This is a genomic window from Gordonia ajococcus (genome assembly GCF_012974285.1).
Classification (GTDB): Bacteria; Actinomycetota; Actinomycetes; order Mycobacteriales; family Mycobacteriaceae; genus Gordonia; species Gordonia amicalis.
In genome coordinates, this window is record NZ_CP052884.1 from 3832715 (window position 1) to 3857883 (window position 25169).

General features: G+C 66.9%; 17 protein-coding genes and 5 pseudogenes. 14 read left to right on the top strand and 8 right to left on the bottom strand.

What is annotated here, in order from left to right:
- The first annotated feature begins 92 nt into the window (after positions 1-92).
- Complete coding sequence (locus tag GAA2_RS17500) at positions 93-1286, top strand: MFS transporter (protein WP_024498887.1); 1194 nt, start codon at positions 93-95, stop codon at positions 1284-1286.
- On the opposite strand, the gene malQ is transcribed toward GAA2_RS17500, so the two are convergent.
- The 6 genes from malQ to GAA2_RS17530 form a co-directional block, all read right to left on the bottom strand.
- Positions 1258-3390 (bottom strand): 4-alpha-glucanotransferase, encoded by a 2133-nt coding sequence (malQ, locus tag GAA2_RS17505; RefSeq protein ID WP_024498886.1) that lies wholly within the window; start codon positions 3388-3390, stop codon positions 1258-1260. The genes GAA2_RS17500 and malQ overlap by 29 nt on opposite strands.
- A gap of 75 nt (positions 3391-3465) precedes the next feature.
- Positions 3466-4863 carry an FAD-binding oxidoreductase gene (locus tag GAA2_RS17510; RefSeq protein ID WP_024498885.1) on the bottom strand — a complete coding sequence of 466 codons (1398 nt, stop codon included), beginning with the start codon at positions 4861-4863 and terminating at the stop codon, positions 3466-3468.
- 4 nt (positions 4864-4867) lie between these two features.
- Positions 4868-5521 (bottom strand): SDR family oxidoreductase, encoded by a 654-nt coding sequence (locus GAA2_RS17515; protein ID WP_024498884.1) that lies wholly within the window; start codon positions 5519-5521, stop codon positions 4868-4870.
- A gap of 125 nt (positions 5522-5646) precedes the next feature.
- A complete protein-coding gene (locus tag GAA2_RS17520; protein ID WP_024498883.1) occupies positions 5647-5925 on the bottom strand; it encodes a GlsB/YeaQ/YmgE family stress response membrane protein in 279 nt (92 codons plus the stop codon).
- A 230-nt stretch (positions 5926-6155) separates the two neighbouring features.
- Positions 6156-6605: a lipoprotein LpqH gene (locus GAA2_RS17525; RefSeq protein ID WP_081712446.1), complete on the bottom strand. Its 450-nt coding sequence runs from the start codon at positions 6603-6605 to the stop codon at positions 6156-6158.
- Positions 6606-6725: 120 nt separating this feature from the next.
- A complete protein-coding gene (locus GAA2_RS17530) occupies positions 6726-7592 on the bottom strand; it encodes a ParA family protein (RefSeq protein WP_024498881.1) in 867 nt (288 codons plus the stop codon).
- A 480-nt stretch (positions 7593-8072) separates the two neighbouring features.
- Here GAA2_RS17530 and GAA2_RS17535 point away from each other — a divergent pair, with 480 nt between their 5' ends.
- Positions 8073-8690 carry a hypothetical protein gene (locus GAA2_RS17535; RefSeq protein WP_024498880.1) on the top strand — a complete coding sequence of 206 codons (618 nt, stop codon included), beginning with the start codon at positions 8073-8075 and terminating at the stop codon, positions 8688-8690.
- 18 nt (positions 8691-8708) lie between these two features.
- On the opposite strand, the gene GAA2_RS17540 is transcribed toward GAA2_RS17535, so the two are convergent.
- Together GAA2_RS17540 and GAA2_RS17545 are read right to left on the bottom strand one after the other, a co-directional pair.
- On the bottom strand, positions 8709-8903 hold the full coding sequence (locus GAA2_RS17540) for a hypothetical protein (protein ID WP_006437429.1): 195 nt from the start codon (positions 8901-8903) through the stop codon (positions 8709-8711).
- Between the two features lie 87 nt (positions 8904-8990).
- Entirely contained in the window at positions 8991-9464 is a 474-nt protein-coding gene (locus tag GAA2_RS17545) for an NUDIX hydrolase (RefSeq protein ID WP_024498879.1), read from the bottom strand.
- A gap of 60 nt (positions 9465-9524) precedes the next feature.
- On the opposite strand from GAA2_RS17545, the gene GAA2_RS17550 reads away from it, so the two are divergent.
- The 12 genes and pseudogenes from GAA2_RS17550 to GAA2_RS17605 all read left to right on the top strand — a co-directional run bounded on the left by GAA2_RS17550 (position 9525) and on the right by GAA2_RS17605 (position 24976).
- Positions 9525-10733 (top strand): aminotransferase class I/II-fold pyridoxal phosphate-dependent enzyme, encoded by a 1209-nt coding sequence (locus GAA2_RS17550; RefSeq protein WP_024498878.1) that lies wholly within the window; start codon positions 9525-9527, stop codon positions 10731-10733.
- 215 nt (positions 10734-10948) lie between these two features.
- Positions 10949-12337, top strand: coding sequence for an FAD-binding oxidoreductase (locus GAA2_RS17555; RefSeq protein ID WP_191834492.1), 1389 nt, complete (start codon positions 10949-10951; stop codon positions 12335-12337).
- Positions 12338-12369: 32 nt separating this feature from the next.
- Positions 12370-13508 (top strand): annotated as a pseudogene (locus tag GAA2_RS17560) (helix-turn-helix transcriptional regulator).
- 193 nt (positions 13509-13701) lie between these two features.
- Positions 13702-15338: pseudogene (locus GAA2_RS17565) on the top strand (methane monooxygenase).
- Positions 15339-15482: 144 nt separating this feature from the next.
- A complete protein-coding gene (locus tag GAA2_RS17570) occupies positions 15483-16523 on the top strand; it encodes a 2Fe-2S iron-sulfur cluster-binding protein (RefSeq protein ID WP_182154869.1) in 1041 nt (346 codons plus the stop codon).
- 28 nt (positions 16524-16551) lie between these two features.
- Positions 16552-17681: pseudogene (locus GAA2_RS17575) on the top strand (aromatic/alkene monooxygenase hydroxylase subunit beta).
- A gap of 5 nt (positions 17682-17686) precedes the next feature.
- The gene (mimD, locus tag GAA2_RS17580) at positions 17687-18025 is read left to right on the top strand and encodes a propane 2-monooxygenase effector subunit MimD (protein WP_174324744.1); all 339 of its coding nucleotides are present in this window, start codon (positions 17687-17689) and stop codon (positions 18023-18025) included.
- A 150-nt stretch (positions 18026-18175) separates the two neighbouring features.
- Positions 18176-19223, top strand: a pseudogene (locus GAA2_RS17585) (amidohydrolase family protein).
- Positions 19220-19933 carry an iron-sulfur cluster assembly protein gene (locus GAA2_RS17590; protein ID WP_182154871.1) on the top strand — a complete coding sequence of 238 codons (714 nt, stop codon included), beginning with the start codon at positions 19220-19222 and terminating at the stop codon, positions 19931-19933. Before GAA2_RS17585 ends, GAA2_RS17590 begins: the two are co-directional and overlap by 4 nt.
- Before the next feature lie 3 nt (positions 19934-19936).
- Positions 19937-20962, top strand: coding sequence for an NAD(P)-dependent alcohol dehydrogenase (locus GAA2_RS17595; RefSeq protein WP_182154873.1), 1026 nt, complete (start codon positions 19937-19939; stop codon positions 20960-20962).
- Between the two features lie 327 nt (positions 20963-21289).
- Positions 21290-22942: a chaperonin GroEL gene (gene groL, locus GAA2_RS17600; RefSeq protein ID WP_182154875.1), complete on the top strand. Its 1653-nt coding sequence runs from the start codon at positions 21290-21292 to the stop codon at positions 22940-22942.
- A 241-nt stretch (positions 22943-23183) separates the two neighbouring features.
- Positions 23184-24976, top strand: a pseudogene (locus GAA2_RS17605) (sigma-54-dependent Fis family transcriptional regulator).
- The last annotated feature ends 193 nt before the right edge of the window (positions 24977-25169 follow it).

Genomic DNA, 25169 nt, shown 5'->3' on the forward strand with positions numbered 1-25169 from the left:
GCGACGGCGCCCGGTCCGGCGATGCGCCGAGACGTCGAGGATTTGTTCCCGGTGAACGCCCGGAACCGGTCCGGCGGTAGTTTGGCAGTCTCATGTCTGATCGATCGAGCACCCCGTCGTTCATCGCGGCGGTGTACGCATTCGCCGTTGTCATGCTCGGGACCACGCTGCCGACGCCGCTGTATTCGATCTACAGCGAGAAGCTCGGATTCGGGGTCGCGACGACGACGGTCGTCTTCGGGGTGTATGCGGCCGGCGTGATCGCCGCACTGATCGGATTCGGCCGCTGGTCCGATGTCGTCGGCCGACGCAAGCTGCTCCTCGCCGGCGCACTGCTGTCCGCCGCGAGCGCCGTCGTCTTCCTCACCGCGGGACCGGTCTGGCAACTGCTCGTGGGGCGGGTGCTGTCCGGGCTGTCGGCGGGCATCTACGCCGGGGCGGCGACGACCGCGGTCATCGAACTGGCCCCACCCTCGTGGCGGGGTCGTGCGCCGGCGGTGGCGACCGCGGCCAACATCGGCGGTCTCGGACTGGGACCGCTGGTGGCCGGCCTGCTCGCCGAATACGCGCCGTCACCGCTGCGCACCCCGTTCCTCGTCGATCTCGTCCTGCTGACGCTCGCCGGCGTCGGGATCTGGCGACTGCAGGAGACGGTCGACGTCAAACCCGGTGCACGTCTTGGTGTTCAGCGACTGTCCGTGCCCGCCGACATGCGCGGGGTGTTCGTGCGCGCGTCGATCGCCGCCTTCGCCGGTTTCGCCGTGATGGGGACATTCACCGGCGTCATGCCCTCTTTTGTGGTGAACATCCTCGGCATCGACGACCGCGCCTTCACCGGATTCATCGTCTTCGTGCTGTTCGCCTCGTCGGCCGTCACGCAGATCGTGGTGCGGCGCATGCCCACCGACCCGGCACTGATCGCCGGCTGTGCGATCCTCATCGGCGGCACCTGCCTGTCGATCGTCGGTCTGACCGCCGCGTCGACTGCCGCTCTGCTCGGTGGCGCCGTGGTGTGCGGTGTGGGGCAGGGCATGTCCTTCAGCAAGGGACTGGCCTCAGTGGTGGCGGCGAGCCCGGCGGATCGGCGCGCGGAGGTCACCTCGACCTATTTCGTGGTCGCCTACGTCGCGATCTCGCTGCCCATCGTGGGACAGGGCGTGGCCGCGCAACAGTGGGGTCTGCGCCCGGCCGGGATCGCCTTCAACATCGGTGTCGCGGTGCTCGCGCTGGTGGCGCTGATACTGACGATCTTTGTGGTCAGGAGCCCGGCACACCGCACTCGTTGAGCACGTTCACCAGGCGACGGAACCGCACGCTGCTGACGAGGTCCTCGACCAGCACCACCTCGCCGTCGGCGTTGGCCAGCGGGATGCACCAGTTCGGGTACTGCTCGGCGCTGGTACCCGGCTGGTTCTGAATCCGCCGCTCCCCCACCGCATCCACCAGGGCGACGCTCAGCAGCACCGACGGCGAATGGGCGATGACGGCATACAGGGCATCGACCACCTTGGGGTCCGACAGCGGGGTGTCCCGGGACAGCAGCCCGCGCTCGTAGGCGAGTTCGAGGACGGCGTCACGTTCGCGTTCGTTGCGCTCCCGTTCGGCCTCTTCGCCCGTCTCGAGGAGGCCCAGCCGCGCTCGAAGCGCGATGTGGTCGCCGGCCAGATAGCCCGACGTCGGCGGCAGATCGTGGGTCGTCACCGACGTCAGGCACAGCTCGCGATAGCGCTCCGGCGCGATCGCGGCTGCGCGGTCCTGCTCGAACCACAGGATGGACGTGCCCAGGATTCCGCGCTCGCGCAACGTCTCCTGCACCGTCGGCTCGAAGACGCCGAGGTCTTCGCCGACGACCACCGCGTCGGCCCGCTGCGCCTCGAGCGCGAGGATTCCGATGAGGGCCTCGCTGTCGTAGTGCACGTAGGTGCCGCCGGCCGGAGTCATGCCGTCGGGAATCCACCACAGCCGGAACAGGCCCAGGATGTGGTCGACGCGGACGCCGCCCGCATGCCGTAGCACGGTGCGGATCATGTCGCGGTAGGGCTCGTAGCCGGCCTCGGCGAGACGCCGCGGATGCCAGGGCGGCTGATCCCAGCCCTGTCCCTGCTGGTTGAACCCGTCCGGCGGCGCGCCCACCGTCGCCCCCGACGCGAGCACGTGACCGAGCGCCCAGGCGTCGGCGCTGTGCCGGCCCACTCCCACGGCGAGGTCGGTCATCACGCCGACCGACATCCCGGCGGACTTCGCCGCATGCGCCGCAGTGGCGAGCTGCTCGTCGCAGATCCACTGCAACCAGATGTGGAAGTCGATGCGCCGCGCCAGTTTCCGGCGCTTCTTCTTCAGGTGGACGGGATCGAGAAACTTGTCCTGCCAGCGCGGGTCGTCGGCGTCGTAGCGTTCGGCCAGCGCGCACCACGTGGCGAAACGTTTGAGGCCCTTGCCCTCCCGCCGGCGGAACTCGCGCAGGGCGGTCTTCCGCTCCGGGCTCAGTGGCACGTCGTAGATCAGTTCGAGCGCCTCCAGCTTGGCCCGGTAGGCCTTGTTGCGCCGAATCCTGTCGGTGGCGGTGTTCTCGCCCATGAACCCGCGGGCGAGCTTGCGAACCCACTTGCGCTGCGCCTTCGACAATCCGTCGAGTTCAGGGATGTCGGTGACCCGGATGTAGAGCGGGTTGAGGAAGCGGCGGGTCACCGGCAGATACGGCGAGGCCTCGATCGGGGGGTGCGGTTGCGCCGCGTGCAACGGGTTGACCTGGACGAAGTCGGCGCCGAACGCGCTGCCCGCGACCTCGCAGATGCCCGTCAGATCGGCGAAGTCGCCGACGCCCCACGAATCCGCCGAGCGAATCGAGTACAACTGCACGGCCAGACCCCACCGCTGCCGCCCGAGCAGCCGGTCAGCGGTGTGGAGCCGGCGCGGGGTGACGATCAGCGGTGCACTCGACGCCGTCGAGTCGTCGACGTCCAGGGCCTTGATGTGGTGGTATCCGGGTTCGAGGTCGTCCGGGATCGCGAAGGTGGCCCGCCCGACCAGCGCGCCGTCGATCTCGCGCGGCTCCACCCATACGTCGAGTTGTTCGGGTGCGACGTCGCGGCCGTCCTCGGTCGCGATCCACACCTTCACCAGATTCCCGTGCGGGACATGGACGCAGAAGGTGTGGCCGGTGCCTTCGGTCACCACGGTGACCGAGGGGACGAACTCGCGCCACGGCCGCTCGTCGACCTCGCGGATCGACTCCTCGACCGCCTCGGCCGAGTCCGCGGCGACATCGAGGGCGCCCAGGACGGCGACGAGCGTCTCCGCGCTCACGTCGTGGGTCTCCTCGTCCCAGCCCACATACTCGGTGGCCACACCGTGACGATGCGCCAGCTCGGTCAACCTGTCGGGGTTCACGTCAGCCACCTCGCCATCGTCTCAGGATTCAGACGGGTCTGCTGACTGATACGCCCTCCGCACGCTCCGGGCTGCTCAGGAAGCAGGAGCACCGAATATGACGCCCGGATTCAACAGCCCTTGCGGATCGAAGGACGCCTTGACGCGCCGCATCGTGTCGAGGTCGACGTCGGACCGGCCGAGGTGCGTCCAGGCGGTCTTGGCGCGGCCGATGCCGTGTTCGGCGCTGATGGACCCGCCGTTGGCCGCGACGATCCCGAACACCCGATCAGTGACCGTCCCGGTGTGTTCCTCGGGGACGTCGAGCAGGTTCACGTGGATGTTGCCGTCGCCGATGTGACCGAAAAGTATCGGCCGGCAGGGGAATTCGCTCATCTCGCCGACCTCGGCCAGTTCGGCGAAGGCCTCCGGCAGGGCCCTGATCGGTACCGAGATGTCGAGTTTGACCACCGGCGTCGTACTCGACCGTGCGATCGTCTCGGTGTGACTCTCGCGCGCGCCCCAGAGCGCACGGGCGGGCGCGGGTTCGAGCACGGCGTCGATGAGTCCGTCGGTCTCGCCGAACAATTCGGCCATGGTCGACTCGATGTCGCCGACCCCGGACACCTCGAGCAGAACGTAGGAGGGGCCCGGTGTCGCGGTCGGGCGACGCTGTCCGTGCTCGTGGACGAGTTGGATGCCGGCCTCGGTCATGAGTTCGGCCGCCTCGACGGTGAGGCCGCGTGACGATGCGGCCCCGATCAGCCCGATCGCGTTCTCGACGTGCTCGACGGCGGCCACCGCGACCGTCGCCGCCGACGGCGGCACGACGAGTTTGAACAGCACGCGCGTGATGACCGCCAGAGTGCCCTCACTGCCGGCCAGGAGTGCCGGGAGGTCGTATCCGACATTGTCTTTGACCAGCGACGTCCACCGGCGCAGGACGCGACCGTCGGCGAGGACCGCCTCGATCCCGAGCACCTGGGAACGCGTGTTACCGCGACGGATCATGCGGATGCCACCGGCGTTGGTCGACACCACCCCGCCGGCGGTGGCCGACTCCCTGGAGGCGAGGTCGACGGGGAACGCGAGACCGGCCTCGGCGGCCCGGCCGTCGATCGCGTCGATCGTCGCCCCCGCCTGGGCGCCCACGCAGCGTCCGACCGCGTCGACCTCGTCGATGTCGGTCATCCGGACCGTCGACAGCACGATCACCGGTCGTCCCGTGTCGTCCCGGGCCGGCGGGACCGACCCGCCCACCAGTCCGGTGTTCCCACCCTGCACGCAGATCCGCGCACCGACGGACGCGCATTCACCGACGACCCGGGAGACCTCCTCGGTGGTGCGCGGCCGCACGACCGCATCGGCCTCGCCCCGGTACCGGCCCGTCCAGTCGACGAGAAAGCCCTCGACCGCTTCGGGATCGGTGAGGACGTGGCCCTCACCGACCACGTCGCGCAGCTGCGTCACCAGAGCATGCGCACGCGCGGGCATCGTGTCAGACCTGTGCCACCGCGTCGGCGACCGGCGTGGGTCCGTCGTTGAACTCGATCACCTTGTGTACGGTCTCGGGCCGCGCGAGAACGGCTGCGGCAACCGCGGCGACGTTGTCGCGGCTGACCTCGTCACCCCCGCCGCGGGTCCCGCCGACGGCGATCCTCCCCGTCCCCGGCTCGTCGGTGAGCCGGCTGGGTCCCAGGATCGTCCAGTCGAGATCGCCCGACTTGAGGTAGGTGTCGGCAGCCGCCTTGGCCTCGGCGTATGCGTGAAACGAATTGTCCTCGGGAACACCATGATCCGGGCGGGCGCCGAAATAGGAGACCATCACGTACCGGTTGATCCCGACCTTCGCCGCGGCGTCCATCGAACGGATCGCGGCGTCACGGTCGACGGCGAAGGTCCGTGCCGGGTCGCCTCCGCCCGCACCCGCCGACCACACCACGGCATCGTGTTCGGAGATCGCCGTGGCGATCCCGGTCGTGTCGAGGGTCTCCACGTCGGCGACCACGGGCACCGCGCCGGTCTCCGCGACGTCCTGGGCATGTTCGGGATTGCGGATGATCGAGGTCACCTGATCGCCTCGGTCGGCCAAGATCTTCGCCAGGCGCAGCGCGATCTTGCCGTGTCCACCGATGATGGCCACTCGGGTCACTGGTTGCTCACTTTCGCAGTCGAGGAACACACGTACTTCTCCCAACGTACTCACCCGCGAACGGCGCCGCCCCGGCCCGAACGCGTGGTGCGTCGGGAACCGGGGCGGGGTCACGGTCGGGTCGGTCAGACGCGTGTGCGGCGTCCTCGCCCGGTCACGAGCTTGACCAGGAACAGCAGGATGCACGCACCGACCAGGCACGTGATGAAGCTGAAGATCCATCCGGCGCCTTCGACGTCCACGCCGAAGAGTGTCAGCAACCAACCGCCGAGCAGACCACCGATCACACCGACGACGATGTTGAGGATGATCCCCTGCTGCGCATCGGTCTTCATGATCTTGCTGGCGATCCAGCCGGCCAGGCCACCGATGATGATCCACGCAATGATGCCAATTCCCAGCATGTCTGCCTCCTAGGTCGTCGTTGATCCTGCGTGTGTAAATCGTCCGAATCGTCCAGATCGTGCGATTTGCTACAAGGCTGAACGTACCCAGATCGCGCACCCTTCACACCTGAGCCCTCGATCTGTATGCGCATCGAGACCCTCGGATGCCTCAACCGACACCTCCGAGCAGCCCAGACGCGGCCCGGTCCGAGGTCAGCCGTTTCCGGGGGTCGGCGGAGTGACCGGAGTCAGGGGCAGGTCACCTTGATCTCGTACGACTTGGTCACCTTCTGGGTCGGGTTGGCGAGGTCGATTCCGGTCGCGTCGCCGGTGATCGTGTAGGTGTCGCCGTCCTTGGAGGCCTCGGCTTTGCCGTCGCCCAATCCCTTCTGGAAGCCCAGCGTCACGCCGTCCACCGAACCGAGCCCGACCGATTCCACCTCGGGCGAATCACCCGACGACAGCACGACGCCCACACCGGAGGTTCCCGATCCGGAACCGATCCCGATGGTGACCTTGTCGCCGGCGTTGGTGCAGCCGACGCTCTTGTCCGCCAGCTCCACCTCTTTGCCGTCTACGGTCACCGAAGCCTCCGCGTCGGTACCGTCGGAACCCGAGTCGTCCGAGCCGCATGCGGTGACGGCCATCGCCAGTGCCGCCGCGCCGAGGACTGAAGCGATGTGCACCTTGTTCATCATGGGAACTCCTGGGCAGTCGTGAATGCCGCCGGGCGGCGGACTGAGACGAATCTAGCCGTTGAGCTGCGGGTTGGAACCGAAACGTGGGGATCTCGCCGTCGTTGGGCGTAGCAGGGCGGCTCAGCCGATGGGCAGCAGTTTGGCCCCGGCTTCGACCATGACCGCACGCGTCAGATCCCGAAATTGCTCGTAGTGTCCGTGATACCCGTATTTGGCATGCAGACTCGGCCACCGCGTGTGGGCGGCGGCCGCGCCGATCGCGTTGGCCTCGTGAAGGTATGCCGGCAGGATGTTCTGGATGGTCGGATCGCGCCGGAGCCGGTGGACGGTGTCCCGGTGCAGCGACGACGACGACCGGTACTTGGTGATGACGACACCCAGTTCGACGATCGTTCGGCCGATCTCGGCGCCGAAATCGGCGACCTGCCGCTGGATGCGCGGAATCGCGTAGGTGGACAACACATCCGGGATCGTCGGGAGGAGATATCCACTGGCCATGAACAATCCGTTGAGACTGAACGGGCCGACGTTCGGCGGGCAGTCGATGAGCACGTAGTCGTAGCGGGACATGGCCGGCGCCAACGCACCCCGCAGCACCCCGACCGCGGCGAGATGATCGTCGGCGACGACCCGGTGCGCGCTCATCTCCTCCTGTAGGTCGATCAGATCGAGCGACGAGGGTACGAGGTCGATTCCCGCGACCCCGTCGATCGACGAGACACCGCGTTGCACGGTGCGTTCGAGATCGAAGCGACGGGTGCCGTCGAGGACGTCGGCGAAGAGGGTGGCGACGGTGTGGCCGCGCGCGTTGCACGCCTGCCAGGTCTTCTCCCCGATCATCATCGTCGTGAGGTTGGTCTGGGCGTCGAGATCGACGAGGAGCACCTTCTTGCCGAACACACCGGCGAGAAAATCGGCGAGACCGGCCGTGAGCGTGGTCTTCCCGACCCCACCCTTGAGGCTGATGGTCGCGATCACCGTCGGCATGGGAGTCCCCGGTCTGTTCGGTGGTGCCCGTCGCGAGACAGACTAACCGGGTGGCTCTCGGCGCGCAGTCGGCCGGCCGAAGTGGATGCCGTCGGTCTCGGGGAGACGGTCCGGCACGTCGACCCAGCCGTCGAGGAGCCGACGACGAGCCGGCGTCCAATCCGGTTTGAACCTCGGCCGTGCAGTCGGCGCCGGCCGCAGCGGACTCGACGCCGGTGGTCGTCCGTCGCATCGCGCGGAACAGTGAAAGTGGCGATTATTCGAGCGGCCGGGAAATTCATATCGGCCCCGATTCTGCCGACCGACGAGAAATCTGTAAGAATGACGTTCGCCGAACATTCACGCCGAGACCGTGCGGAGATCATCGGCATATTTCGTGAACCGCGAGGAAACTCGTCCCGATTTCCGTTTCCTTCGTTTGCGGAGTACCCACACATTCACCGACCGCGGCCGCCCGACTTCCGCGAGGGAAGGACGATCATGACCACTCGCCTCCGAACGCTCACCGCTGGAACGGCTTTCATCGCGGCCGCAGCATTCGCGACGGCACTGGCACCGGTCGCGACGGCAGCTCCGGCCGACGTCACCGTGTCACCGTCGGTGTCGGGAAACACGATCACGCTGAACGTCGTCAACAAATCGGCCAAGCGCATCGGCTGCGAGATCTTCGGCGTGGCGGCGAATACCCCTCCGGCCGCGTCGGGTGTGGCTTTCGGCTATCAGACCCCCGAAGAACTCGGCGCCCTCATCTCGCCCGGCACGTCGAAGAATGTGACGATGCAGGTCGCCACGGGCACGCCGCCGAAGCCCACCGGGTCCAGCACCATCCCGAACGGGACCTACGACATCTACTGGGGTTGCGCCACCATCACCCTGCCTCCGGGTTCCGCCCGCGAAGAGTTCTGGGGCACCAACCCGCCGCTGACGGACATCACCCCGACGGCGGGCGCACCGATCCGGGTCACGGTCACCGGTGCCGGGCGCGCCGCGCCGACACCGGAGAAGCCCGCACGTCCCTCTGTCCCGGGATTCCCGCAGATCCAGGTTCCCGAGCAGATCTGCGTCCCGTGGGCCTGCTACCCGGTCCCGGCTTTCTGACGCGTCACCGGACGAACGTCACAGGGGCGTCGGATGGTTGCCCTTCGACTTCGAGCGGAACAGCATGTAGCCGCCGTAGAGGGCCAGTGCGATGAGTGCGATCCAGAAAAGCCCCTTGAGGAGTGGGCCGATCACCGCCAGCGCGATGAGGACGACCGCGATGATCCCGAGGACCTTCCAGAACGTGGTTCCTGAATCCGTTGATGTGCTCATGCCTCGAGTCTCCGCCGCCGTAGCCCGGAAATCGACCGGCCGGCCGGGATATGGGGCGAAGTTCAGGGACTTCCCTGAGGTCGGGCCCTACCGCTGAAACCAGGCCTCGGGATTGCCGCTAAGCGCCTTGGAGATCCGCAGACGCGAGGTGTCGGTGAGATCGTCGGGCAGCGCGTCGGGCGCGAACCAGTCGACATCGGAGTTCTCGTCATCGGCGGCCCGCGGTTCACCCTCGAGGTACCGCGCCAGGAAGCAGACGTCGAGGTAGCGCGTCTGATCGCCGTTCGGGTAGGTGATCAGAGGCGTAACGTCGATGCTGGTCAGCCGGATGATCTCGGCGGTCACCGCGGTCTCCTCGGCGACCTCGCGCAACGCCGCACGAGCCGGTTCCTCCCCTGGTTCGAGGACCCCGGACACCACCGCCCACTGTCCGTTGTCGACGCGTCGGGTGAGCAGCAACCGGCCGTCGGCGTCGCGGACCACGACGCTGACACCGGACAACCAGAGTTCGCGATGGCCGACGTGGGCGCGCAGGTCTCGGATGAAGTCGGGAATGGGCATCCCCACATCCTGCCCGCCCGCACGACGTGGCGAGCATCGGCCGTGCGCACAATGGAACTCATGAGGATCTCCCGACGAGCCGAAGGGATCGCCCCGTTCTACGCGATGGAGTTCGCGCGGAACGCGGCCGAGCTGGAAGAGCAGGGCCACCACGTGGTCAAGCTCAACATCGGCGAACCCGACTTCGGACCGCCGCCGGCGGTGCTCGCGGCGGCTCGTGAGGTCAGCGACGGCAGACCTCTCGCGTACACCGGCGCACTCGGACTGCCCGAGCTGCGGATCGCGATCGCCGACTTCTACGGACGCCACTTCGGCGCCGATGTGGACCCTCGACGGGTCGCCGTCACCTCCGGCGCCTCTGCGGCACTGCTCATGACGTGTGCCGCGCTCATCGATCCCGGCGACGGAGTGCTCATCGGGGATCCGTCGTACCCGTGTAACCGCCAGTTCGCCCACGCCTTCGGGGCACAGGTCAGCCTGATCGAGACCAGCGCCGAGACACGGTTCCAGCTGACCACCGACGACGTCGAGCGGGCGTGGACAGACACCACGCGGGGCGTCATCGTCGCCACCCCCTCGAATCCCACCGGCACCTCGGTGCCCTACGACGAGCTGGTCGCGATGACCGATCTCGTCGCCGCCCGTGGCGGCTGGACCATCGTCGACGAGATCTACCTCGGGCTCTCCGACCCCGGTCCGGACGGACGCGCACCGCGCAGCATCCTGGCCGTCGATACCCCGGGCACGGCCGAGACGATCGTGGTCAACAGCTTCTCCAAGTATTTCGGCATGACCGGCTGGCGCCTGGGCTGGTGCATCGTGCCCGACGAGCTGGTCGGGGTCGTCGAACGGCTCGCACAGAACTTCTACGTCTGTCCGCCCACCCCATCCCAGTACGCCGCACTCGCGTGCTTCACCCCGGAGTCGCTGGCCGTCGCCGAGGACAACCGGCGGGAGTTCGCACGTCGTCGGCACCTCGTCATCGACGGACTCGCCCGCATCGGGCTCGACGTGCCGGTCGTCCCCGACGGCGCGTTCTACGTCTACGTCGACGTGAGTTCGACCGGATTGACCGCGGCCGAGTTCTGCGACCGCGCCCTGCGTGAGGCACACGTCGCCCTCACACCGGGCAAGGACTTCGGACTGGCCGGCGCCGACCGGTTCGTCCGGCTGTCCTATGCGGCCTCGACCGAGGATCTCGCCCTCGCCGTCGATCGTCTCGGGGCGTTCGTCGGCGTGCGTTCGGGCAGCGACACCGAGATCGCGTGACGCGAGCGGCGGAAACGCCGCCGGTACCGGCGCGCGACGCCAGACGGAAAAGGACCGCAGGACGACACCTGACCGGTCCGGCCGGGAAGCGCGTCACGCGACGTCCCCGGGACCCCCAGAGTTCTGGGGGTACGACTCATCCAGAATGCTGGCGAGGAGATTTCCGGCGTTCGAGGGATGGCGGGAACAAAAGGCGTTCAGCGACTCTGAGTGCCATGAACACACCGATCACCTCCGAACCCATCGACTTCGCCGACATCGACGCCCTCGCGACAACGGTCGCCGGCCCCGTCCTGACAGCAGCCGACGAGGGCTACACCGCCGAACTCACCGGCTTCAACCTGGTGGCAACCCCGGCGGCACAGGTCGTCGTCGGCGCGACCACTGCCGAAGACGTAGCCGCAGCAGTGCGATACGCGCGTTCCAACGGACTGCGAGTCGGCGTGCGGGCCACCGGACACGGGGCACCGATCGAGGGGCGCGGCACGGTCGTCGTCACCACCTCGCGGATGACCGAGATCGTCGTCGACCCGGTCGCCAAGACCGCCCGCGTCGGCGCCGGCGTCCGCTGGCGCGACCTCGCCGCGGTGACCGCCCCGCACGGCCTGACCGGCATCGTCGGGTCCTCGTCGTCGGTCGGCGTGGTCGGCTATCACCTCGGGGGCGGCCTCAGCCCGCTCGGACGCCGATTCGGCTGGGCCGCCGATCATGTCCGGTCGATCGAACTGGTGACCGCGGACGGGATCATCCGAACGGTCGACCCCTCGGCCGGGTCGGATCTGTACTGGGCGATCCTCGGCGGACGTGACGGCTTCGGCATCGTCACCGCCATCGAGTTCGAACTCTTCGAGCTCCCCACCGTCTACGGCGGCGGCATCTTCTTCGCCGGCTCGGCCGCGGCCGACGTCCTCCACGCGTGGCGTGAGTGGGCGCCGACGCTCCCGGACGAGGCCGGCACCTCGGTCGCCATCCTGCGTCTCCCGCCGGACCCCAACCTGCCCGCCCCGCTGCAGGGTCAGCTCGCCGTACACGTCCGCTACACCCACACCGGCGACCCGGCAACCGCGGCAGCGCTTCTCGCGCCCATGCGGTCGGCCGGCCCCATCCTGCTCGAGAACATCGACGTGCTGCCGACCGCCGCACTCGACGCCGTGCACATGGACCCACCCGGACCGATGCCGAGCGCCGAGCGCGGCAGCCTCCTCAGCGAATTCCCGGCGTCGGCCGTCGATGCCCTCCTCGAAGCGGCCGGACCACAGGTCGCGAGCCCGCTGGCCATCGTCGAGGTCCGGTTGATGGGCGGCGCGCTGCAGCGACCGCAGCGCGTGCCCAACGCCGTCGCCGGGCGGTACGGCGCCTTCAACGTCATCGCGATCGGTGTGCCCGCAGGCCCCCTCGGCGCTCAGGTGGGAGCACACCTGAGCGCCGTGACCGCGGCTCTCGCCCCGTGGTCCTGCGGTGCACTGCTCAATTTCTGCGGCCTCGGCGCCGCCGAGCGGGCGGGGATGTGGACGCCCGAGCAGCAGATGCGCCTCGAGACGATCCGACGCCGCCAGGACCCGACCGGTGTCCTCCGAGTGGATGATCCCAGCTTTGTGGGATAGACATCGATGCAGCTCATGCCGATGATTGTCCAATGACCTCGAGCCTGACCGCCGAACGCGTGCGCCGCGACATCGACGTCGTGGCGCACGCGGGTCTCGGTCTCGACGACTTCTTCGCGGAGGCGGTGGATTCGCTGCGTCGCGCGGTACCGATCGACGCCGCATGCGTCGCAACCTTCGACCCGAACACGGTCATGCTGACCTCCGCCCGCAAGTACGGCGATCTCCTCGGACAGGACCACAAGGACCCCGAATTCGGACTCCTCGAATACGGCCGGGTCGAGCCCTCGGCATTCCGGGAACTGGTGGCGCACAAGCGTGACGCCATCGGCATGAACCTGCTGACCCGGGGCGAGCCCCATCGTTCGGATCGCATGGCGCAGTTGATGATTCCGGAGTACTGCTTCCACGACGAGGCACGTCTGGCAGTGCGCGACGGGGACCGGGTGTGGGGCGGGATCGCCATGTTCCGCAGCGGCGCCGGATGTCGTCCGTTCGACGAGGACGAGATCGGGTTCCTCGCTTCGCTGTCGCAGACGCTGGCCCACGGGGTCCGGATCGGGCTGCTCACCGCGATCGTCGCCGAGGAACGCACGTCGATCGCACAGGGCCCGGCGGTGCTGATCATCGACCGCGACAATCAGATCGCGCAGATGAGTGCGGGAAGCCAGGAACGCATCGACGACCTGGCGGCCGGGCCGAACACCGCGTCGCCGAGCAACCCGATCTTCGGACTCATCGGTGCCGCACGGCGCTACGGCGCGGGCGAGACCGACGTACCGCCCCGCCTGAGGGTCCGCGGCAAGTCGGGTATGTGGCTCGTCATCAACGCTCTCCGCTGTCCTCGGCCGACGGACGGTCCGGCGAGGTCGTCATCACGATCGAAGAGGCACGGCCACCGGAGATCATCCCGCTGGTCGTCGAGGCATTCGGGCTCACCGCGCGGGAGCGTGACGTGACCCAGATGGTGTTGCAGAGTGTCGCGACCAAGGACATCGCCGCCACCCTGCACGTGTCGGCGTACACGGTGCAGGACCACCTGAAGTCGATTTTCGACAAGGCCGGCGTCCGCAGCAGTCGCGAACTCATCTCACGCGTGTACTTCGACCAGTACGCACAGCGGCTCAACGAGCCGCACGCCCCGTCGGGGTTCTACGCCTCCACCCCGTAACCGCAGGTCGACGCCACATCGACACAAGAGGGTCCGCGCTGCGGGCCCTCTTTCTTCGTCGTGAGACGCCGGGCAGCTAGGTCATGCGTCTCACAGTGAGACGTTTGTTACCTGCATCACAGGGTTGTATCGAAGTCGCTCCAGTCCATGCGGGCCGGCACACCCGTCGGCTCCCTCTAAGAGGAGGCGCACTTTGAGCAGGCAGAGCTTGACGAAAGCCCATGCGAAGATCACCGAGTTGTCCTGGGAGCCCACCTTCGCGACCCCGGCAACCCGGTTCGGAACCGACTACACCTTCGAGAAAGCTCCGAAGAAGGACCCGCTGAAGCAGATCATGCGGTCGTACTTCCCGATGGAGGAGGAGAAGGACAACCCGTGTACGGCGCCATGGATGGCGCGATCCGCGGCAACATGTTCCGCCAGGTCCAGGAACGCTGGCTGGAATGGCAGAAGCTGTTCCTGTCGATCATCCCGTTCCCCGAGATCTCCGCGGCCCGCGCGATGCCGATGGCCATCGACGCGGTCCCCAACCCCGAGATCCACAACGGCCTGGCCGTGCAGATGATCGACGAGGTTCGTCATTCGACGATCCAGATGAACCTCAAGAAGCTGTACATGAACAACTACATCGACCCGGCGGGCTTCGACATCACCGAGAAGGCCTTCGCGAACAACTACGCCGGCACCATCGGACGCCAGTTCGGTGAGGGGTTCATCACCGGCGATGCCATCACCGCCGCCAACATCTACCTCACCGTGGTCGCCGAGACCGCCTTCACCAACACCTTGTTCGTCGCGATGCCCGACGAAGCGGCCGCCAACGGCGACTACCTGCTGCCCACCGTCTTCCACTCGGTCCAGTCCGACGAGTCGCGGCACATCTCCAACGGCTACTCGATCCTGCTGATGGCGCTGGCCGACGAGCGCAATCGCCCTCTGCTGGAACGTGATCTGCGGTACGCGTGGTGGAACAACCATTGCGTCGTCGACGCGGCGATCGGCACCTTCATCGAGTACGGCACCAAGGACCGGCGCAAGGACCGCGAGAGCTACGCCGAGATGTGGCGCCGGTGGATCTACGACGACTACTACCGCAGCTACCTTCTGCCGCTGGAGAAGTACGGGCTCACCATCCCGCACGACCTGGTCGAGGAGGCCTGGAACCGGATCACCAACAAGCACTACGTCCACGAGGTCGCGCGGTTCTTCGCGACGGGCTGGCCGGTCAACTACTGGCGCATCGACGCGATGACCGACAAGGACTTCGAGTGGTTCGAGGAGAAGTACCCCGGTTGGTACAACAAGTTCGGCAAGTGGTGGGAGAACTACAACCGCCTCGCCTACCCGGGTCGCAACAAGCCGATCGCCTTCGAGGACGTCGACTACGAATACCCGCATCGATGCTGGACCTGCATGGTGCCCTGCCTCATCCGTGAGGACATGGTGGTCGACAAGGTCGACGACCAATGGCGCACCTACTGCTCGGAGACCTGCCACTGGACCGACGCGGTCGCCTTCCGCGACCACTACGACGGCCGGGACACCCCGAACATGGTTCGCCTCACCGGTTTCCGCGAATGGGAGACCCTGCACCACGGCAAGGATCTCGCCGACATCATCACGGATCTGGGTTACGTCCGCGACGACGGCAAGACCCTGATCCCACAGCCGCACCTCAACCTGGACCCGAAGAAGATGTGGACGCTCGACGACGTCCGCGGCAACGTCTTCAACAGTCCCAACGTGCTGCTGAACGAGATGTCCGACGCCGAGCGGGACGCGCACATCGCGGCGTATCGCGCCAATCCCAATGGGGCCGTGCCGGCCTGACGCCCTTCGAGACGCTCGCAAGCTCGCTCCTCAGGGAGCACGAAGACGCTCGCAAGCTCGCTCCTCAGGGAGCAGACGGGCGGGGGCGTCCCCTGGCGCCCCCGCCTCCCCGTCCTCCCGTCGTCACCGTCCGAAGGAGTTTTCGTGGCCGACACACATCGCATCAACTTCGCCCCCGTCGACATCGAGATGGAGGTCACCGAGGACGAGTCGATCCTCGACGCCGCGTTCCGGCAGGGCATCCACCTGATGCACGGGTGCCGCGAGGGCCGGTGTTCGGCCTGCAAGTCGTACATGCTCGACGGCGACGTCCAGATGGACGACTACTCCACCTTCGCCTGCAACGAGGCGGAGGAGGCCGAGGGCTATGTGCTGCTGTGCCGGTCCTACGCCTACAGCGACTGCGAGATCGAGCTCCTCAACTTCGACGAGGACGAATTGCTCGGCGGCGCACCGATCCAGGACGTCCGCACCCGGGTCGCCGCCATCGAGCCGGTGACCTCCGACATCGTGTCGCTGCGCCTAAACGTGGTCGAACCGGAGACCTTCGAGTTCAAACCCGGCCAGTACGTGGACCTCTCGGTCCCCGGTACCGACGAGAAGCGCTCGTTCTCCATCGCGACGACCCAGGCCACCCCGGACAAACTCGAGTTCCTGATCAAGAAGTACCCGGGCGGTCTCTTCGCCGGCCTGCTCGAGGAAGGGCTCGCGCCAGGCGACGAGATCATGGTCAACGGCCCGTACGGGTCCTGCACCCTGCGCAACGGCCATGTGCTGCCGATCATCTGCATCGGTGGCGGGGCCGGCATGGCCCCGCTGCTCTCGCTGCTGCGTCATGTCAGCGAGACCGGCCTGAACCGGCCGGTGCGCTTCTACTACGGCGCCCGGACCGCGGCGGATCTGTTCTATCTCGACGAGATCGCCGCGCTCGGCGAGAAGATCGCCGATTTCCGGTTCCTCGCCTGCCTGTCGGAGTCCGCCGACGGTGCCCCCGACGGGGTCGAGGTCGCCGAGGGCAACGTCACCGACATCGTCAACGAGCACGAATCCGATCTCGCCCGAACGGAGGTGTATTTCTGCGGCCCCCCACCCATGGTCGATGCGGCACTCGCTCTCGCCGACCAGCATTCGGTCCCTCGGGACCAGACCTTCTACGACAAGTTCACCAGCCCGGCTTTCGACTAGAAGTCGCCGAACGACAGGAACGAAAGGTATGTCCGCACCCACCGCACCGAAGTCCTCTCCGGGATCTCCTCAGCGCGAACGTAGTTTCCCGACCATCGAATTCACCGACGCCGAGGCCGGCGCCAAAGAGTTCCCGAGCAGCAAGAGCCGCAAGTACAACTACTATCAGCCGGCCAAGAAGCGGGCGACGGTCTACGAGGACGTCACCGTCGACGTGCAGCCCGATCCGGAACGCCACCTGACCCAGGGCTGGATCTACGGCTTCGGCAACGGTCCCGGCGGTTATCCGCAGGAGTGGACGGCGGCGAAGTCCAGCAACTGGCATGCCTTCCTCGACCCCAACGAGGAGTGGGAACAGACCATCTACCGCAACAACTCGGCGGTGGCCACCAGGTCGACCTGTGTCTGCAGAACGCCAAGCGGGCCCGGGTCTACGACGGATGGAATCCCTCGTGGCTCAAATTCATCGAGCGCAACCTCGGCGCCTGGATGCATGCCGAGAGCGGAATGGGCCTCCATGTCTTCACCTCGATCCAGAGGTCGGCACCCACCAACATGATCAACAACGCGGTCGCGGTGAGTGCGGCGCACAAGCTGCGCTTCGCCCAGGACCTCGCACTGTTCAACCTGGATCTCGCCGAGGCCGAGGAGGCCTTCGACGGATCGGCACACAAGGAGGTGTGGCAGTCCGCGCCGGAGTGGCAGCCCACCCGGGAGGCCGTCGAACGGCTGACCGCGATCGGCGACTGGGCGAAGTTGTTGTTCTGCACCAACATCGTCTTCGAGCAACTCGTCGGGTCGCTGTTCCGGACCGAACTGATCATGCAGGTCGCGGCACGCAACGGTGACTACATCACGCCGACGATCGTCGGCACCGGTGAGTACGACTACGACCGCGACCTGAACTACACGCGGGCCCTGTTCCAGATGCTCTCCCGCGACGAACAGTACGGCGCGCAGAACCGCGAGCTGTTCGGACAGTGGCTGTCGGAGTGGGTGCCGCGTTGCCTCGACGCAGCGCGTGGACTGCAACCGATCTGGTCCCAACCGGCGGACAAGTCGGTCACCTTCGCCACGAGTCTCGAGGCGGCGACCGAGAAGTTCCGCGACGTCCTCAAAGCCATCGAAGTCGACATCCCCGAGGAGTTGAACCAGTGAGCACCATGCAATTCGGCGCACAGACCGAGTTCTCCAACATGTGCGGCGTCACCCTGATGAACACGCCCATCGGCCGCGTGGTCGCCGACGTCATGGGCGCCAAGGACGGCGTCGAACTCACCGAGTACCCGTCGATGATCCGCGTCGACGGCGTCAACCGGCTCGAGTTCGACTACGACGAACTCACCGACGCCCTGGGCCAGGAGTTCGACGGCTCGGTCTTCGAGGAGATCAGCTCCACCCATTACGGGCGGATGGTGCACCTCGACGATCGGACCTACCTGTTCGCGAGCCCCGAGGACGCCGCCGAGTTCATCGGGTTCGATCTCACCGCCGAGAGCTGACGCGAGGCGAACCGACGCCCCACACGACTACGTCGTGACCGCCGGTGACCGAGCCCGGCGGTCACGACGTAACCACCATCAACGATCCATCCCCGCCACGGTTTTCATCTCTTCCCCGCCAACCAGCCCATCAGACCAAGGGAGTCATCGATGTACGAGAAGAATGGCGACAAGTACTTCATCGTCGACGCACACGTCCATCTCTGGGACGGCCGTGAATCCAATCAGCGCAACATCCACGGCAAGCAGTTCATCGATTGTTTCTACGACTACCACCGCAATCTCAGTCCGGAAGAGGAGGTCTGGGACTACGACACCTACACCTATTACGGTCCCGAACGCCTCATGAGCGACCTGTTCGAGAACGGCCCGGCCGACCATGCGATCTTCCAGGCGACGATCCTGAAAGACTTCTACGTCAACGGTTTCGCCCAGGTCGACGACTCGCTGAAGCTGTGCGAGGACAACCCGAAACTGCTCACCTACAACCACGCCTACGACCCGCGTCACGGAGAGGCCGGTCTCGAGCAGCTCCGCAAGGACGCCGAGAACATGAACCTGAAGGGCGTGAAGCTCTACACCGCCGAATGGTTCGGCGACTCACGCGGTTACAAGCTCGACGACGCCTGGTCGCGCCGCTACCTCGAGGAATGCATCAAAGCTCGGCATCAAGAACATCCACGTCCACAAGGGCCCGACGATCCGCCCGCTGGACCGCGACGCCTTCGACGTGGCCGACGTCGACAAGGTGGCCACCGACTACCTCGACCTGAACTTCATCATCGAGCACGTTGGTCTGCCTCGCCTCGAGGACTTCTGCTGGATCGCCACCCAGGAGTCCAACGTCTTCGGCGGGCTGGCCGTGGCCATCCCGTTCATCCACACGCGGCCCCGCTACTTCGCTCAGATCATCGGTGAACTCCTGTACTGGATCGGCGAGGACAAGATCCTCTTCGCCAGCGACTACGCCCTGTGGACGCCGCAGTGGCTGGTCGAGCGGTTCGTCGACTTCCAGATCCCGGAGGACATGACCGAATACGCGCCGATCACCGTCGAACAGAAGAAGAAGATCCTCGGCCTCAACGCGGCCGCCCTGTACCCGCACATCGAGGTTCCCGAGGAACTGAAGCTCCCGACCAGCGCGGCCGATCCGGAAGTCGAGGTGGCCGCCGGCGCGAAGGACGCGGTGACGGCATGACCGCGGTCGCACCTCTTCCCGGATATGTCGCCGGTACCGCGGTGGAACTCGAGCGCGACGTCCTCGCCGCACTCGACACCGTGCTCGATCCCGAACTCGACCAGCCCATCACCGAACTGAGGTTCGTGCGGTCGATCCTGATCGACGAGGCGGGTGTGACCGTCCACCTCCGGCTCCCGACGTCGTTCTGTTCGCCCAACTTCGCCTATCTGATGGGGTCGGATGCCCTCGACGCCCGCGCCGGCTACAAGGGGACGTTCGGCGTCGAAGCACTCGAGAGCCTCGACGAACTGCGCCTGACGTTCCAGCGCAAGGCCCACACGGCCGCGATGGAACGCGCCGTGGCCGCCGAGATCGCCGCGGGACGGGTCACGGTGGCCGAGGTGGATCGGCTGGCATTGCGCGATCTGCCGCGGGGACAACACAAGTCGGCGCTGCTGCGACGGCGCATGGAACTGGGCCTCAGCATCTGCCCCAACAGCCTCGTCGTCGTCGACGAGGAGGGGCACGCACTGCCGGTCGATCAGGTCCCCATGCGGTTGAGATTCGCGCGCTCCGTGCGTATCTCGATGGAGGGCAACAGCCACTTCTGCCGCGGCCTGCTCGCCACCCGCTACGCCGACGACGACGAATGCGACGGGGCCAGCGGCCCGGTCATCACCAATCTCCGCGAAACCCCTCGCGCACACCACCGAAGCGAACAGGAGTAAGCCATGCGCGCAGTCCAGGTCGTCGGCTATCACGACAAACTGCAACTCAACGAGGTCCCGGCACCCGAGATCACCGGACCCCACGACGTCATCGTCCGAATCGGCGGTGCCGGTGTGTGCCGCACCGATCTGCATATCCTCGAGGGTCAGTGGGAGGCGAAGAGCGGTGTCGCGCTTCCCTACACGATCGGTCACGAGAACGCCGGCTGGGTCGAGTCGATCGGTGACGCCGTCACCAACGTCGCCGTCGGCGACAAGGTGATCCTGCACCCGCTGATCACCTGCGGTCTCTGCCGGGCCTGCCGATTCGGCGACGACGTCCACTGCGAGAACAGCCAGTTCCCGGGTATCGACACCGACGGCGGTTATGCGGAGTTCCTCAAGACCACCGCCCGCAGCGTGGTGAAGATCGACGATTCCCTCGAACCCGCCGACGTGGCCGCACTCGCCGACGCCGGCCTGACCGCCTATCACGCGGCCGCGAAGGTCGCGCGGATGACCCGATCCGGCGACACGTGCGTGGTCATCGGCGCAGGCGGTCTGGGGCACATCGGAATCCAGGTGTTGTCCGCGATCTCCGCGCTGCGGATCGTCGTCGTCGACCGGAACCCCGATGCGGTGGAACTCGCCAAGGAGGTGGGTGCCGAGATCGGCATCGTCGCCGACGGAACACATGTGCAACAGGTCCTCGACCTGACGGGCGGACACGGTGCCGAGGCCGTGCTCGATTTCGTCGGCGAGGGCGGGGCGACCGCCGAGGGTACCGCGATGCTGCGCCGCGCCGGCAGCTTCTTCGTGGTCGGCTACGGCGAGAACATCGACGTCCCCACCATCGACGTGATCTCCACCGAGATCAACTTCATCGGCAACCTGGTCGGTTCCTACAACGACCTCGGTGAGCTGATGGACCTCGCCGCCCGGGGAAAGGTGAAGCTGCACACCAGCACCTACGCCCTTGCCGATTTCCAGCAGGCACTCGACGATCTCGACGCCGGTCGCGTACGCGGCCGCGCGATTCTTGTGCCCTGACCCTTCGAGGCTCGTCGCTATCGCTCCTCGCACCTCAGGGAGCAGTCGATCGTCGCTATCGCTCCTCGCACCTCAGGGAGCAGAGGACGCGCGCTCCGCCGGCTGAGCCGGTACCGAGCGAAGCGAGGCACCGCGTCGAAGCCCCACGCAGGCCGAACCCGCCCTCGCAAGCTCGCTCTCCGCCGGCTGAGCCGGTACCGAGCGAAGCGAGGCACCGCGTCGAAGCCCCACGCAGGCAGAACCCGCCCCTCGCACCGCAGAGAGCAGAAGGCACGACAGATTTCCCGCAGTACCCAGCCGAGAACACCACAGAAAGGCAGGACGACCATGGCCAAGGAGTTGCGCTACAACGCCGAAGCGCGACTGCGGCTCGAGCGAGGAGTGAACGCACTCGCCGACGCGGTCAAGGTGACATTGGGACCGAAGGGCCGCAACGCGGTCCTCGAGAAGCTCACCGGCCCACCGACCATCACCAACGACGGGGTGACGATCGCCCGGGAGATCCAGCTGCGGGACCCGTTCGCCAACATGGGCGCACAGCTAGTCAAGGAAGTGGCGATGAAGACCAACGGCGTCGTGGGTGACGGCACCACCACGGCAACCGTGCTGGCGCAGGCCATGGTTCGCGAAGGTCTGCGCGCGGTCGAACAGGGTGCCAACCCGATGCGCGTGCGCCGCGGGATCGAGCGTGCGATCAGCACGGTGATCGATGCGCTGTCGGAACAGTCCGTCTCGCTCGGCGGCCGTGGCGATCTCGAACGCATCGCGACCCTGGCCGCGAGTGACGACGAGGTCATCGGTTCGGCCATCGCCGCCGCGGTCGAGTACGTCGGCCGCAACGGCGTCATCACCACCGAGGAGAGCGACACCCTGGGACTGTCGGTGGGCGTGGTCGACGGCATCGAGTTCGACCACGGCTACATCTCCGGGTACATGGTCACCAATCACGAACGGATGGAAGCGGTTCTCGACAATCCGGTGGTGTTGCTGACCAACAAGAAGATCACCTCGGTGCAGGAGATCATGCCGAGTATCGAGGCGGCCAAACGGGCCGACCGTCCGCTGGTCGTACTCGCCGAGGACGTCGACGGTCCCGCCCTGCAGCTGCTCGTCGGCGGCAACATGCACAAGACGATGCAGTCGGTGGTGGTTCGTGCGCCGGGATTCGGTCATCGCCGCGTCGCCGAACTCGAGGATCTCGCCGTCGCGCTCGGCGGTCATGTGATCGCCAAGGACACCGGCCTCGAACTGCACGAGGTCTCCCTGGAGCATCTCGGCCAGTGCGACCGGATCACCGTCACCGAGGACGCCACCACGATCGTCGGTGCACGCGGCGACCAGACCCTCGTCGATGCGCGGGTCGCCCAACTCGAGGCGCAACACGGGCGCGCCCGGATCGACGCCGACCGGGACAGCCTGGAGCTGCGTATCGCACGGCTCACGGGCCGGGTGGCGGTGATCCGGGTGGGCGGCGTGACGAGCGTCGAACTCAAGGAACGCATGCTCCGTGTCGAGGATGCCCTGGCCGCAACGCGTGCCGCGGTCGAGGACGGCATCGTCTCCGGCGGTGGTACCGCACTGGCCCAGGCGCACCGGGCCCTCGACGCCCTCGGCGACGTAGGCGGTGACGAAGGAGCCGGCATCGACGTCGTCCGCAGGTCGATGGCCGAACCGCTGTTCTGGATCGCCACCAACGCCGGATTCGACGGCGAGGAAGTGGTCAAGGTCGTGAGTGGTCTTCCCCTCGGCCACGGATTCAATGCGATGACGGGCAACTACGGCGACATGTTCGACGAGGGCGTGATCGATCCTGCCAAGGTCACCAAGGCCGCGCTGGAGAGCGCCGCGTCGATCGCGGCGCTGCTGATCACCACCGAGACCGCGGTGGTCGAGGAGGTGTTGACGCACCCGGGCGCGATCGAGGCCCCCGGATTCGGTGATCTCGCCGAGGGGATGGTGCGGCCCTCCAACATCTACTAGTCCTCCCTCCCCCCAAGACCCCGGCGGGGACGTCGTCGCTGCAGCGGCGACGGGGGCCGGTCGCGATTGCGGATTCGTTCTCGGCGTCGATCGCGACCGGCCCACTTCCGGCTGTCTGCGGACTCCTGACCAGGTATGACCCTGGTCGACACGAGTGGTCGTTAACGCCCATGACCAGCGCTTTGTCCGATACACTGCGATGGACATGAGACCTACATCACAGTAGGGAGTTGCAGTCCCGGTGAAGCCCAAGCCAATTACAGCCCGCTCTCGTGAACCCATCGCCCACGTGGCCCGGGCTCGCGAGAAGTTCCTCAGTGCCGACGATTCCGGGGACGGTCGCCTCGACGACGCCGTCCGCGATGCGATCTCCACCTCGTGGCGCCGATCCCGGTCGTTCAAGGTCCAGGCCGACCGCCTGGAGCTCCCGTTCGTGCGGGAGCCGAACACCGACAGCCCGCTGATGACCGCAGCCCAACCGGTTCTCGATCAGCTTGCCGCCGACCTGTCGTCCGAACCCGTGAGCATCATCCTCACCTCGCCGGACGGCGTGGTGCTCTCGCGCACAGCCGGCAGCGGCGAACTCCTCGGCCGGCTCGACGAGGTGTCCCTCGCCCCCGGCTACAGCTACAGCAAGGAACACGCCGGCACCCACGGGATCGGAACCGCGCTCGAGACCCGGCAGGCGACCCTCGTCACGGGTGCCGAACACTACGCCGGATGCCTCGCGCAGCTCAGTTGCGCCGGGGTGCCCATCCGAAATCCCTTCTCCGGCGGCGTCGTCGGTGCCCTCGACCTCACCGGGTGGGTCGAAGAGGGCGGTTCCCTCCTGCTTTCGCTGGCCAGGTCGGCGACCGTGCAGATCGAACAACAGATGCTCACCAACGCCAGTGAACGCGAATCCCGGCTTCTCTCCGCCTATCTCGCCACCTGCCGGCGCGCACCGCAGATGATGGTGCTCGCCCTCGCCGCCGACGTCGTGCTGATGAACCGGCGACTCCGGCAGAGCATCGACCCACAGGATCAGGTGTCGATGCTCGAGCATGCCGTCGACCAGACCCTCGACATCGCCGCGGGTCGTCGGGTGAACACGCTGCCCAGCGGTCGCTCGGTACGACTCGCACCGGTCACCGAGTTCTCCGACGCCGACGCGGGTATCGCAATTTTCCATGTGCACCTGATGGATTCGGCCACCACACCACCGAAGCGCCAACCGGCGAAGGCCTCGGTGTTACCCGGGATCGTCGGGCGCAGTTCCTCGTGGCGGCAGGGATGCGAGCGCATCGCCCAGCTGTCGCGGCGGGTCAATGGATCGCGGTCTCGGGCGAACGCGGTTCCGGCCGGTCGGCGGTTCTGCGGGCGGCGGCGGGACAGTACCGACGCGGGACGACCCGCGTGTTCGCCGCCGAGGACTTCCAGGACACCGACACGATCGACGGCTTCGCCGCCGAGATCGACACGGACGGGTTCGCGATCATCCTGCGCGATGTCGACGAGTTCGACGACGACATGTTGTTCGACGTCGCCGAGGTGCTGCAGGGACGCGAGCACGCAGGATGGCTGGGGATCACCCTCAGCACCAGCGACGCGATGCCGACACTGGGCGCGACGCTCCTGCCGTTCTTCTCGCACACCATCGAGGTACCGCCGCTGCGCCATCGCATCGAGGACCTCCAGGTGCTGGTGCCGACCATCCTCCGACAGCTCACGCGGGGACGGGAACTCGACGTCGCGCCGGACGCCATGCGGCAATTGAGCAAGTACACGTGGCCGGGAAACGTCGCGGAGCTACGCCAGGCGTTGCGCGACGTGGTGACCCACCATCGGTCGGGAACGATCGCCGCACAGCATCTTCCACCGACGTATCGCGCACAGAGCCGGCACACCCTCACGCGGATCGAGGCACTCGAACGGGATGCGATCGAGCGGAGCCTGGAGGAGAACGACCAGAACAAGGTCGCGGCCGCGAACGCGCTCGGCATCTCGCGCGCGACGATCTATCGCAAGATCAAGGAATTCGGCATCGACGTCTGACGGCCAGATCGGGAGGCCGGCAGATCGGGACGATGCCACCCCCGCCGAATGGCATCGTCCCCGGTGGGCGCACGAGCACGCCATGACCGAAGTTGTTCACGATCGTGAATCCCGGATAGTCCAGCATGTTCCGCGCACCGTGACAAGCAAAAGTGTCAAGGTGTGATGGTCGTAACAGCGTCCGGCGACGGCT

Bases quoted from the DNA above. Each gene is read 5' to 3' on its own strand.
- GAA2_RS17590 (WP_182154871.1), top strand. From the start codon at position 19,220: ATGACCGCGGTCGCACCTCTTCCCGGATATGTCGCCGGTACCGCGGTG.
- groL (WP_182154875.1), top strand. From the start codon at position 21,290: ATGGCCAAGGAGTTGCGCTACAACGCCGAAGCGCGACTGCGGCTCGAG.
- GAA2_RS17535 (WP_024498880.1), top strand. From the start codon at position 8,073: ATGACCACTCGCCTCCGAACGCTCACCGCTGGAACGGCTTTCATCGCG.
- GAA2_RS17500 (WP_024498887.1), top strand. From the start codon at position 93: ATGTCTGATCGATCGAGCACCCCGTCGTTCATCGCGGCGGTGTACGCA.
- GAA2_RS17555 (WP_191834492.1), top strand. From the start codon at position 10,949: ATGAACACACCGATCACCTCCGAACCCATCGACTTCGCCGACATCGAC.
- GAA2_RS17510 (WP_024498885.1), bottom strand. From the start codon at position 4,863: ATGCCCGCGCGTGCGCATGCTCTGGTGACGCAGCTGCGCGACGTGGTC.
- GAA2_RS17520 (WP_024498883.1), bottom strand. From the start codon at position 5,925: ATGCTGGGAATTGGCATCATTGCGTGGATCATCATCGGTGGCCTGGCC.
- GAA2_RS17530 (WP_024498881.1), bottom strand. From the start codon at position 7,592: ATGCCGACGGTGATCGCGACCATCAGCCTCAAGGGTGGGGTCGGGAAG.
- GAA2_RS17540 (WP_006437429.1), bottom strand. From the start codon at position 8,903: ATGAGCACATCAACGGATTCAGGAACCACGTTCTGGAAGGTCCTCGGG.
- mimD (WP_174324744.1), top strand. From the start codon at position 17,687: ATGCAATTCGGCGCACAGACCGAGTTCTCCAACATGTGCGGCGTCACC.
- GAA2_RS17595 (WP_182154873.1), top strand. From the start codon at position 19,937: ATGCGCGCAGTCCAGGTCGTCGGCTATCACGACAAACTGCAACTCAAC.
- GAA2_RS17525 (WP_081712446.1), bottom strand. From the start codon at position 6,605: ATGATGAACAAGGTGCACATCGCTTCAGTCCTCGGCGCGGCGGCACTG.
- GAA2_RS17550 (WP_024498878.1), top strand. From the start codon at position 9,525: ATGAGGATCTCCCGACGAGCCGAAGGGATCGCCCCGTTCTACGCGATG.
- GAA2_RS17545 (WP_024498879.1), bottom strand. From the start codon at position 9,464: ATGCCCATTCCCGACTTCATCCGAGACCTGCGCGCCCACGTCGGCCAT.